The organism is Pseudomonas sp. (genome assembly GCF_028293835.1).
In the GTDB taxonomy this organism is placed as follows: Bacteria; Pseudomonadota; Gammaproteobacteria; order Pseudomonadales; family Pseudomonadaceae; genus Aquipseudomonas.
In genome coordinates, this window is the sequence record NZ_JAQGNX010000164.1 from 1 (window position 1) to 10,763 (window position 10,763).

At 56.7% G+C, this 10,763-nt stretch carries 10 protein-coding genes; 9 read left to right on the forward strand and 1 reads right to left on the reverse strand.

Annotated features, from left to right (window positions below):
* The first annotated feature begins 11 nt into the window (after positions 1 to 11).
* From JWR17_RS22010 to hisC, 5 genes are all read left to right on the forward strand, one after another.
* Complete coding sequence (locus JWR17_RS22010; protein ID WP_299834813.1) at positions 12 to 251, forward strand: BolA family protein; 240 nt, start codon at positions 12 to 14, stop codon at positions 249 to 251.
* A gap of 22 nt (positions 252 to 273) precedes the next feature.
* On the forward strand, positions 274 to 1,539 hold the full coding sequence (gene murA, locus JWR17_RS22015; protein ID WP_299834796.1) for a UDP-N-acetylglucosamine 1-carboxyvinyltransferase: 1,266 nt from the start codon (positions 274 to 276) through the stop codon (positions 1,537 to 1,539).
* 91 nt (positions 1,540 to 1,630) lie between these two features.
* Entirely contained in the window at positions 1,631 to 2,266 is a 636-nt protein-coding gene (gene hisG / locus JWR17_RS22020; protein ID WP_299834798.1) for an ATP phosphoribosyltransferase, read from the forward strand.
* 126 nt (positions 2,267 to 2,392) lie between these two features.
* A complete protein-coding gene (gene hisD, locus JWR17_RS22025; protein ID WP_299834800.1) occupies positions 2,393 to 3,727 on the forward strand; it encodes a histidinol dehydrogenase in 1,335 nt (444 codons plus the stop codon).
* On the forward strand, positions 3,724 to 4,776 hold the full coding sequence (gene hisC, locus JWR17_RS22030) for a histidinol-phosphate transaminase (RefSeq protein WP_299834802.1): 1,053 nt from the start codon (positions 3,724 to 3,726) through the stop codon (positions 4,774 to 4,776). The genes hisD and hisC overlap by 4 nt, the downstream gene beginning before the upstream one ends.
* Before the next feature lie 117 nt (positions 4,777 to 4,893).
* On the opposite strand, the gene algW is transcribed toward hisC, so the two are convergent.
* Complete coding sequence (gene algW, locus JWR17_RS22035; protein ID WP_299834804.1) at positions 4,894 to 6,054, reverse strand: Do family serine endopeptidase AlgW; 1,161 nt, start codon at positions 6,052 to 6,054, stop codon at positions 4,894 to 4,896.
* A 112-nt stretch (positions 6,055 to 6,166) separates the two neighbouring features.
* On the opposite strand from algW, the gene JWR17_RS22040 reads away from it, so the two are divergent.
* From JWR17_RS22040 to JWR17_RS22055, 4 genes are all read left to right on the forward strand, one after another.
* Positions 6,167 to 6,925: a Nif3-like dinuclear metal center hexameric protein gene (locus JWR17_RS22040; RefSeq protein WP_299834805.1), complete on the forward strand. Its 759-nt coding sequence runs from the start codon at positions 6,167 to 6,169 to the stop codon at positions 6,923 to 6,925.
* A 133-nt stretch (positions 6,926 to 7,058) separates the two neighbouring features.
* Positions 7,059 to 7,976: a sulfate adenylyltransferase subunit CysD gene (gene cysD / locus JWR17_RS22045; RefSeq protein WP_299834807.1), complete on the forward strand. Its 918-nt coding sequence runs from the start codon at positions 7,059 to 7,061 to the stop codon at positions 7,974 to 7,976.
* A 128-nt stretch (positions 7,977 to 8,104) separates the two neighbouring features.
* Entirely contained in the window at positions 8,105 to 10,000 is a 1,896-nt protein-coding gene (gene cysN / locus JWR17_RS22050; protein ID WP_299834809.1) for a sulfate adenylyltransferase subunit CysN, read from the forward strand.
* Positions 10,001 to 10,216: 216 nt separating this feature from the next.
* Positions 10,217 to 10,516 carry a type II toxin-antitoxin system RelE/ParE family toxin gene (locus JWR17_RS22055; protein ID WP_299834811.1) on the forward strand — a complete coding sequence of 100 codons (300 nt, stop codon included), beginning with the start codon at positions 10,217 to 10,219 and terminating at the stop codon, positions 10,514 to 10,516.
* The last annotated feature ends 247 nt before the right edge of the window (positions 10,517 to 10,763 follow it).

Sequence of the window (10,763 nt, forward strand, 5' to 3'; positions counted from 1 at the left end):
TGAGGTTAAGCATGCAGGCCGTAGAAGTTAAAAGCTTCCTTGAAGGAAAGCTGCCAGAAACCCAGGTAGAAGTTGAAGGCGAAGGCTGCAATTTTCAGCTGAACGTGATCAGTGACGAACTGGCTACCCTTAGCCCAGTCAAGCGTCAGCAGCAGGTCTATGCCCATTTGAACCCCTGGATCGCCGATGGCAGCATCCATGCGGTCACCATGATATTTTTCAGCCGCGCTGCATGGTCCGAGCGCACCTGAGCCAATTGGCGTCGAGACTCTTATGGATAAATTGATTATTACTGGCGGCGCTCGTCTTGATGGCGAGATCCGCATTTCCGGGGCGAAAAATTCTGCCCTGCCGATTCTTGCTGCGACCTTGCTGGCCGATGGGCCGGTAACGGTCTGCAACCTGCCGCACTTGCACGACATCACCACCATGATCGAGCTCTTCGGTCGCATGGGCATCGAGCCTGTGATTGACGAAAAGCTCAGCGTCGAAATTGACGCGCGCACCATCAAAACCCTTATCGCACCGTACGAGCTGGTGAAAACCATGCGTGCGTCGATCCTGGTACTGGGTCCGATGGTTGCTCGTTTTGGTTATGCCGAAGTCGCATTGCCGGGCGGTTGCGCCATTGGTTCGCGTCCGGTGGATCTGCACATCCGTGGCCTTGAAGCCATGGGCGCGACCATTGACGTTGAAGGCGGCTACATTAAAGCGAAGGCGCCAGAAGGCGGCTTGCGGGGTGCAAACTTCTTCTTCGATACCGTGAGCGTCACCGGTACCGAGAACATCATGATGGCCGCGAGCCTGGCCAACGGTCGCAGCGTGTTACAAAACGCCGCCCGCGAACCTGAAGTGGTCGACCTGGCTAACTGCCTGATCGCCATGGGCGCGAACATCACCGGTGCTGGCACCGACACCATCACCATTGATGGCGTAAAACGCTTGCACAGCGCCACCTATAAAGTGATGCCGGACCGTATCGAGACCGGCACTTACCTGGTAGCTGCTGCTGCCACGGGCGGTCGCGTCAAGCTCAAGGATACTGATCCAACCATTCTCGAAGCGGTGTTGCTCAAGCTTCAGGAAGCCGGCGCTGAAATCACCACGGGCGCCGACTGGATCGAACTGAACATGCACGGCAAGCGGCCAAAAGCCGTCAACGTGCGTACCGCTCCGTATCCAGCGTTCCCGACCGACATGCAAGCGCAGTTCATCTCGCTCAATGCAATCGCTGAAGGCACCGGTGCCGTTATCGAAACCATCTTCGAAAACCGCTTCATGCACGTGTACGAAATGCACCGCATGGGCGCGCACATTCTGGTTGAAGGCAACACCGCTGTGGTGACCGGGGTTGATGTGCTCAAAGGCGCGCCAGTCATGGCAACGGACCTGCGTGCTTCGGCCAGCCTGGTTATTTCGGCGCTGGTTGCACAAGGCGATACCTTGATCGATCGCATTTACCACATCGACCGTGGTTATGAATGCATCGAAGAAAAACTGCAAATGCTCGGCGCCAAGATCCGTCGCGTTCCGGGCTAGGCTTTGATCGTTCAGCATAAGGTCCCGAGTCGTTGATTCAGGACACGTGGGGCGCATGGATGCGCCCGATTGCCAAGGACTTACGTTTCCCATGCTAACCATCGCACTGTCCAAGGGCCGCATCCTTGACGACACCCTGCCGCTTCTTGCCGAAGCAGGCATTGTGCCGACCGAGAATCCGGACACAAGCCGCAAGCTGATTATTCCCACGACCCAAGCCGATGTTCGCTTGCTGATCGTGCGCGCAACCGATGTACCGACTTATGTTGAACACGGCGCCGCCGATCTGGGTGTTGCCGGTAAAGATGTGCTGATGGAATACGGTGGCCAAGGTCTTTATGAGCCGCTGGACCTGCAAATTGCCCGGTGCCGTTTGATGACTGCCGGTGCCATCGGCGCGGTGGAACCTAAGGGCCGCCTGCGCGTGGCGACCAAGTTCGTCAACGTCGCCAAGCGTTATTACGCCGAGCAAGGCCGTCAGGTCGACATCATCAAGCTCTACGGCTCGATGGAGCTGGCGCCGCTGATTGGTCTGGCCGACAAGATCATTGACGTGGTTGATACCGGTAACACGCTACGGGCCAACGGCCTTGAACCTCAGGAACTGATTGCTCATATCAGCTCGCGTCTGGTGGTGAACAAGGCGTCAATGAAGATGCAACACGCGCGTATTCAGGCGCTGATCGATACGCTGCGTAAAGCAGTTGAGTCGCGACATCGCGGCTGACCCACCTGCGCGACCTTGAGTCGCGCCCGTCTATCCGTGTCATAGCCAAATTTCTCAGGTGCCCGCGCGGATGGCTTGGTAGTCTACCGGCGCCTGAGCATCCGCCAATCAATTGAGGCCTTCGCTATGACCACTTCCACTGCAATTCGCCGACTCGACGCCGCTGACCCAGATTTCTCGCGCCATCTGGACCACCTGCTGAGCTGGGAAAGTGTGTCTGACGACTCGGTCAATGAGCGCGTGCTCGACATCATCAAAGCCGTGCGTGAGCGTGGCGACGCAGCCTTGGTGGAATTCACCCGGCGTTTCGATGGGCTTGAAGTAGCCTCCATGGCCGAGCTAATTTTGCCTCGCGAGCGGCTTGAGCTGGCGCTGACCCGTATCACGCCAGAGCAACGCACCGCGCTTGAAAAAGCCGCTGACCGCGTACGTATTTACCACGAAAAGCAGAAGCAGGAATCCTGGAGCTACACCGAGGCGGACGGAACCGTCCTGGGCCAGAAAGTCACGCCGTTGGATCGCGCAGGCTTGTATGTACCGGGCGGAAAAGCGTCCTACCCGTCCTCGGTATTAATGAATGCGATTCCGGCCAAAGTCGCTGGCGTGACCGAAGTGGTCATGGTCGTGCCTACGCCCCGTGGCGAAATCAATGAACTGGTGCTGGCAGCAGCCTGCATTGCGGGCGTTGACCGGGTGTTTACCATCGGTGGCGCGCAAGCTGTGGCGGCCTTGGCCTATGGCACCGAAAGCGTGCCAAAGGTCGATAAGGTGGTTGGGCCGGGCAATATTTATGTCGCCACCGCCAAGCGTCACGTCTTCGGTCAAGTGGGTATCGACATGATCGCCGGACCTTCGGAAATCCTGGTGGTGTGTGACGGCCAGACCGATCCCGACTGGATTGCCATGGACCTGTTTTCCCAAGCCGAGCATGACGAAGATGCCCAGGCGATTTTAATCAGCCCCGACGCCGAGTTCCTCGACAAAGTGGCAGCAAGTATTGCCCGGTTGATGCCGACCATGGAGCGCGCCGAAATCATCCAGACCTCCATCAATGGCCGTGGCGCTTTGATCAAAGTCGCGGATATGCAGCAGGCAATTGATGTGGCCAACCGCATTGCCCCGGAGCACCTTGAGCTGTCGGTGGCTGATCCGCAAGCCTGGTTGCCGCAGATTCGCCACGCCGGTGCGATTTTCATGGGGCGTCATACCTCCGAAGCGCTGGGCGACTACTGTGCTGGCCCAAACCATGTGCTGCCGACGTCGGGTACGGCGCGGTTTTCATCACCGCTGGGCGTCTATGATTTTCAGAAGCGCTCTTCGATCATTTATTGCTCCGAGCAAGGTGCTTCGGAACTGGGTAAAACGGCTTCGGTGCTGGCCCGTGGCGAGTCCCTGACCGCCCACGCCCGCAGTGCTGAATACCGAATCGTCGACAACGTAGATCAAGGGAAGAAAGCATGAGCAAGTTCTGGAGTCCTTTTGTCAGCACGCTAGTGCCTTACGTTCCCGGTGAGCAACCGAAGCTGACCAAGTTGATCAAACTCAACACCAACGAAAACCCTTACGGCCCTTCGCCTAAGGCCATCGCCGCCATGCGTGCGGTGTTAAATGATGATTTGCGCCTGTACCCGGACCCGAACAGTGATCTGCTCAAGCAGTCGGTCGCTACGTATTACGGCGTTCAGCGCAATCAAGTGTTCCTCGGTAATGGTTCGGATGAAGTGCTGGCGCACGTGTTCAACGGTTTATTCCGCCACGGCAAACCGCTGCTGTTTCCGGACATCAGCTACAGTTTCTATCCGGTTTACTGTGGTTTGTACGACATTGAATTCGATCCGATCCCCCTCGACGAACAGTTTCAGATTCGCGCGGAAGATTACGCCCGGCCAAACGGCGGGATCATTTTCCCGAACCCTAATGCGCCTACGGGCTGCCTTTTGGCGTTAGACGCCGTTGAGCAGATCCTCAAGGCCAATCCTGATTCGGTGGTAGTGGTCGACGAGGCCTACATCGACTTTGGCGGCGAAAGCGCAATCGGTCTGGTGGATCGCTACCCGAACTTGCTGGTCACGCAGACCTTGTCGAAATCCCGCTCCCTGGCTGGATTGCGAGTAGGCCTGGCCGTGGGCCATCCTGATCTGATCGAGGCGTTGGAGCGGGTCAAGAACAGCTTCAACTCGTACCCCCTGGACCGCTTGGCCATTGTCGGTGCGACCGCTGCTTTTGAAGACCGCGAGTACTTTGACAGCACCTGCCAGCGGGTTATCAACAGCCGCGACGTGCTGATCAAGCAACTGGAAGCCAAGGGTTTTGAAGTCTTGCCATCAGCGGCCAACTTCATCTTCGCCCGTCACCCGCAACACGACGCAGCAGGTTTGGCGGCTAAGTTGAGAGAACAGGGCGTCATCGTTCGCCACTTCAAGCAAGAGCGCATCGCGCAGTTCCTGCGAATCAGCATCGGCACGCCAGCGCATAACCAGGCGCTGGTGGATGGTCTGGGGGATTTGTAAGACCCCCTATAGGAGACACTTGTTGGCGAGGCGGGCAACGCGGTTTATCTGGAAAACCGCTTCGCCAACAAGTTGGCTCGTACAGATATCGGTATTTCAGTTGAACTACCCGGCAGCTTATTCTTCTTCCGGCGTAGCAGTCGGTGCAGGCGGCGGGCGCAACCCGACTTCAGCAGTCAACGTCAGTTCTTTGCCGTTGCGCATCACCTGAATGGCGATCTTGTCGCTGGGCTTGGTGCGGGCCACTTGGTTCATCGAGCGGCGGCCGTCACCGGCAGGTTCGCCGTTGATGCTCAAGATCACATCACCCAGCAGCAGCCCGGCTTTTTGCGCTGGGCCGTCGCGGAATATGCCTGCCACGACAATGCCTGGGCGATCTTTCAGACCGAACGATTCCGCCAGTTCCTGTGTCAGCGGCTGAACTTCAATCCCCAGCCACCCACGAATCACTTGGCCGTGTTCGATGATCGACTTCATCACCTCCAATGCCAGCTTCACCGGAATCGCAAAACCAATACCCTGCGAGCCACCGGACTTCGAGAAAATCGCTGTGTTGATGCCCGTCAGGTTACCGCTGGCGTCCACCAATGCGCCGCCAGAGTTACCAGGGTTGATCGCCGCATCGGTCTGAATGAAGTCCTCATACGTATTGAGGCCCAATTGATTACGCCCGGTAGCGCTGATGATGCCCATGGTCACGGTCTGGCCGACGCCAAACGGGTTGCCAATGGCAAGTGCTACGTCGCCAATACGGATATTGTCAGAGCGGCCAATCGTGATGGCGGGCAGGTTTTTCAGATCGATTTTCAGAACCGCCAAATCCGTTTCCGGGTCACTGCCAATCACTCGCGCGGTGGTTTCGCGACCGTCTTTCAGGGCCACGACGATTTGGTCTGCGCCACTGGTGACATGGTTGTTGGTCAGCAAATAACCTTCCGGGCTCATGATTACCGCTGAACCGAGGCTGGATTCCATGCGACGCTGTTTCGGCAGGTTGTCGCCGAAGAACCGGCGGAATTGTGGGTCTTCAAACAACGGATGATTAGGCTTGTTGGCCACTTTAGTGGTGTACAGATTGGCCACGGCAGGCGCAGCGATGACCACCGCATCGGCATACGACACTGGGCCTTGTTGCACCGTCGTCGTTTGCGGCGCTTGTTGAAGGTTGACGTCTTGGCTAGGCAGTCCAACCCATTGGGGATAACGCTGGATAATCAACATGGCGATAAGCACGCCGGCCAGTAGGGGCCAAGCGAAGAAGCGCAGTGCCTTGAACATTGAACCCGTCCTGAAGATGCCAAGCGCAGCAGCTTTTTGTCGGGGCTGCGCCATAATGGCGGGCATTATACGAGTACAAAGCAGCTCTGAACTGCATATTTAGGAGACTTTTATGGCTGTTGCCCTAAGCACTCTGGTCGAGGAAGCGAACCGCTACCTGAACTGTGCACGGATCCAGGATTATTGCCCCAATGGTTTGCAGGTCGAAGGCCGCCCGCAAGTGATGCGCATTGTCAGTGGGGTGACTGCCAGTCAGGCGTTATTGGATGCTGCGGTGGATGCCCAGGCCGATCTTATTCTGGTCCACCATGGGTATTTCTGGAAAGGCGAGGACCCGTGTGTGACCGGTATGAAGCAGCGGCGCCTGAAAACACTGCTCAAGCACGACATCAGCCTGCTTGCCTACCATCTACCGTTGGACCTGCACCCCGAGGTTGGCAACAACGTGCAATTGGCGCGTGAGCTGGACATTACAGTAGAAGGTCCGCTGGACCCGGAAAATCCGCGAATTGTCGGGCTGGTGGGGTCGTTGGCTGAGCCGATGACCGCGCGCGATTTCGCTCGTCGGGTTCAGGACGTCTTGGGTCGTGAGCCGTTGTTGATTGAGGGCAGCGAAATGATTCGGCGCGTTGGTTGGTGCACCGGTGGCGGTCAGGGCTACATTGATCAGGCCATTCTGGCGGGTGTCGATCTATTTATAAGCGGCGAAGCGTCGGAGCAGACGTTCCATAGCGCCAAAGAAAACAACATCAGTTTCGTTGCCGCCGGGCACCACGCCACCGAGCGTTACGGGGTGCAGGCTTTGGGCGAATACCTGGCCAGACACTTTGCGCTGGAGCATCTGTTTATCGATTGTCCCAACCCGATTTAAGGGCTAAACGAAGCGGTCTATAGTTAGATCGTTTCGATCTAACCGGCTTTCTAATATAAGCAGACGCTGTGATAAAGTGTGCGGCTCGAACACGGCCCGCTGGCCGTTCATCCGTACGTTTTCGTGAGTAGCCATGGTCGACAAACTGACGCATCTGAAACAGTTGGAGGCGGAAAGCATCCACATTATCCGCGAGGTAGCCGCCGAGTTTGATAACCCGGTCATGCTTTACTCCGTCGGTAAAGACTCTGCCGTGATGCTGCACTTGGCGCGTAAAGCGTTCTTTCCCGGAAAGCTGCCATTTCCGGTGATGCACGTCGATACCCGGTGGAAATTCAAAGAGATGTACGCCTTCCGCGACCGCCTGGTCGAAGAGCTGGGTCTGGACTTGATCGTTCACGTCAACCCCGATGGTGTCGCGCAGGATATCAATCCGCTGACCCATGGCAGTGCCAAGCACACCGACATCATGAAAACCGAAGGCCTCAAGCAGGCCCTCGACAAGTATGGTTTTGATGCGGCGTTCGGCGGCGCACGTCGCGATGAAGAGAAGTCTCGCGCTAAAGAGCGCGTCTACTCGTTCCGCGACAACAAGCACCGTTGGGACCCGAAAAATCAGCGCCCCGAGCTGTGGAACGTTTACAACGGCAAGGTCAATAAAGGCGAGTCGATTCGGGTCTTCCCGTTGTCGAACTGGACCGAGCTGGACATCTGGCAGTACATCTACCTCGAAGGCATCCCGATCGTACCGCTGTATTTTGCGGCCGAGCGTGAAGTCATCGAGATGAACGGCACCTGGATCATGATCGATGACGATCGCCTGCGTAATCACCTCAGCGAAGAGGACCGAGCGCGCATCGTCAAGAAGAAAGTCCGCTTCCGCACATTGGGTGACTACCCGTTAACGGGCGCGGTCGAGTCCGAGGCGACCAGCCTCACCGACATCATTCAGGAAATGCTCCTGACGCGAACTTCCGAGCGCCAGGGCCGGGTCATCGATCACGATGGCGCAGGCTCAATGGAAGAAAAGAAACGTCAGGGTTACTTTTAAGCAGCTGCAAGCGGCAAGTTAGAAGCTTCAAACCAAGCGTTTGAAGCTCACTTGGATAGACAAAATTTCTGACTAGTTGTACGCCGACAAGCTTGCCGCTTGAAGCTTACAGCTTGGAGCTTAATCGCATGAGCCACCAATCTGAATTGATCAGCGAGGACATCCTCGCCTATCTGGGCCAGCACGAACGCAAGGAACTGCTGCGCTTTCTTACCTGCGGTAACGTCGACGACGGCAAAAGTACGCTGATCGGGCGCTTGCTGCATGACTCCAAAATGATCTACGAAGATCACTTGGAAGCGATTACTCGCGACTCGAAAAAAGTTGGCACCACGGGCGATGATATCGATCTGGCGCTGTTGGTTGACGGTCTGCAAGCCGAGCGCGAGCAGGGCATCACCATCGATGTTGCCTACCGCTATTTCTCCACCGCAAAACGCAAATTCATCATTGCCGATACCCCGGGGCATGAGCAGTACACCCGCAACATGGCCACCGGCGCGTCGACGTGTGACCTGGCGATCATTCTGGTTGATGCGCGCTACGGCGTGCAGACCCAAACCCGTCGTCACAGCTTTATCGCTTCGTTGCTGGGCATCAAACACATCGTTGTGGCCATCAACAAGATGGACCTCAAAGGCTTCGATGAAGGCGTGTTTGAGTCCATCAAGGCCGATTACAAGAGCTTTGCCGATGGCATCGCACTCAAGCCGACCACCATGCATTTCGTCCCGATGTCGGCGCTTAAAGGCGACAACGTGGTGAACCACAGCGAGCGTTCGCCGTGGTACACCGGGCAGACGCTGATGGAAATTCTTGAAACCGTTGAGGTGGCGGCTGATCGCAACCTTACGGATCTGCGCTTCCCGGTGCAGTACGTCAACCGTCCAAACCTGAACTTCCGCGGTTTCGCCGGCACATTGGCCAGCGGCATTGTGCACAAAGGCGACGAGATCGTTGTGCTGCCCTCCGGCAAGACCAGCCGGGTTAAATCCATCGTCACCTTTGATGGCGAATTGGAGCAAGCCGGTCCAGGTCAAGCCGTGACCTTGACCATGGAAGACGAGATCGACATCTCCCGTGGCGACTTGCTGGTGCACGCCGACAGCATTCCGCAAATCTCCGACAGCTTCGATGCGATGCTGGTGTGGATGGCTGAAGAACCCATGCTGCCAGGCAAGAAATATGACATCAAGCGCGCCACCAGCTATGTGCCGGGCTCGATTGCCAGCATCACCCACAAAATCGACGTCAACACCTTGGCTGAAGGTCCGGCCAGCGAGTTGAGGTTGAACGAAATCGGTCGGGTCAAGATCAGTCTCGACACGGCGATAGCGTTGGACGGTTATGAAAGCAACCGCACCACGGGCTCGTTCATCATCATTGATCGGTTGACTAACGGCACCGTCGCTGCGGGCATGATCATCGCTCGGCCAATCGTGGCCGGTGCCAGTCACCACGACCATAAAGCCCACGTAGCCACCGAAGAGCGCGCTCGACGTTTCGGTCAGCAGCCAGCAACGGTGTTGTTCAGCGGCTTGTCAGGCGCAGGCAAAAGCACCTTGGCCTATGCGCTGGAACGTAAGTTATTCGACATGGGCCGCGCGGTGTTCGTCCTGGACGGCCAGAACCTGCGGCATGACCTGAACAAAGGTTTGCCGCAAACCCGTGCCGGGCGTACCGAAAACTGGCGCCGTGCGGCGCATGTTGCGCGTCAGTTCAACGAAGCGGGCCTCCTGACACTGGCGGCCTTCGTTGCGCCGGACGCCGAAGGCCGCGAACAGGCCAAGACGCTGATAGGCGCTGATCGCCTGATCACGGTCTACGTCCAGGCCTCGCCGACTGCCTGCCGCGAGCGCGACCCGCAAGGCTTGTATGCCGCCAATGGCGACAACATTCCTGGCGAGTCCTTTCCATATGACGTGCCCTTGAATGCCGATCTGGTGATCGACACCCAATCGCTGTCAATCGAAGACAGCGTCAAGCAAGTGCTGGAACTGCTGCGGAGCCGCGGCGCGGTCTAATCGTACCGATTTGGCATGTGAAGTTTTCTGTAACAGCCAACGTGTTGGCGAGAAGCCTGGTGCGGTGTATCAGATGCGGCGCCTCGCCAACACGTTAATGGCCTTTGCGTCGCGTGACAAAGAACAAGGAAAGCTTGGCCCAGCGTTGCCATCGCTATCAAGAGGAAGAAGATGACGACGTTTGAAATTCGGTACTCGTAGCCTGCAGAACAGAGTTTGTATTCCCAGATCAGCCACCTGCAACCTTATGTCGGCAATGGTGGCGCAGAAGAAAAGCTGTCCCGTTTGATCTTGCGAGCTGAAGTATTACTCTCGAAAAACCCCCTCACCTATCCTGTCAGCTCCCAAGCCAGCCTTTTCGGTATAACCCACTATCGTGAGCTGAACCATAACGGCTATCGCATTTTCTACGAATGTTTTGAAGATGAGCGACTGGTAGTGATCGGACTGGTTCTCGCGCAAAAACAAAGTATTGAAGATCAACTGATTCATTACTGCCTGATGTTCGACAGATAACGGCTTTCGCAGGCAAGCCTGCTATCAGGATTTGCGGTGATCGCGATTTTTTGTGGGAGCAGCTTTGCTCCTTGTATGTTGTCCCTGTGCCTAACGAAAGAGGTTATGGTCACAGGTTACACACACACAAGTAGTGCGTTTCTGGGGGAGGCCGATCGCTCCTAAAGGCAGGTTTTACACCTGACCTTGTCTGTAGAGAGGCCCCCCCGCCTCATTGCCAACCACGAAGAGTATCGAGAAGCCGACA

Coding starts and splice junctions, on each gene's coding strand:
- murA (WP_299834796.1), top strand. CDS start 274: ATGGATAAATTGATTATTACTGGCGGCGCTCGTCTTGATGGCGAGATC.
- JWR17_RS22010 (WP_299834813.1), top strand. CDS start 12: ATGCAGGCCGTAGAAGTTAAAAGCTTCCTTGAAGGAAAGCTGCCAGAA.
- cysD (WP_299834807.1), top strand. CDS start 7,059: ATGGTCGACAAACTGACGCATCTGAAACAGTTGGAGGCGGAAAGCATC.
- algW (WP_299834804.1), bottom strand. CDS start 6,054: ATGTTCAAGGCACTGCGCTTCTTCGCTTGGCCCCTACTGGCCGGCGTG.
- hisD (WP_299834800.1), top strand. CDS start 2,393: ATGACCACTTCCACTGCAATTCGCCGACTCGACGCCGCTGACCCAGAT.
- cysN (WP_299834809.1), top strand. CDS start 8,105: ATGAGCCACCAATCTGAATTGATCAGCGAGGACATCCTCGCCTATCTG.
- hisG (WP_299834798.1), top strand. CDS start 1,631: ATGCTAACCATCGCACTGTCCAAGGGCCGCATCCTTGACGACACCCTG.
- JWR17_RS22040 (WP_299834805.1), top strand. CDS start 6,167: ATGGCTGTTGCCCTAAGCACTCTGGTCGAGGAAGCGAACCGCTACCTG.
- hisC (WP_299834802.1), top strand. CDS start 3,724: ATGAGCAAGTTCTGGAGTCCTTTTGTCAGCACGCTAGTGCCTTACGTT.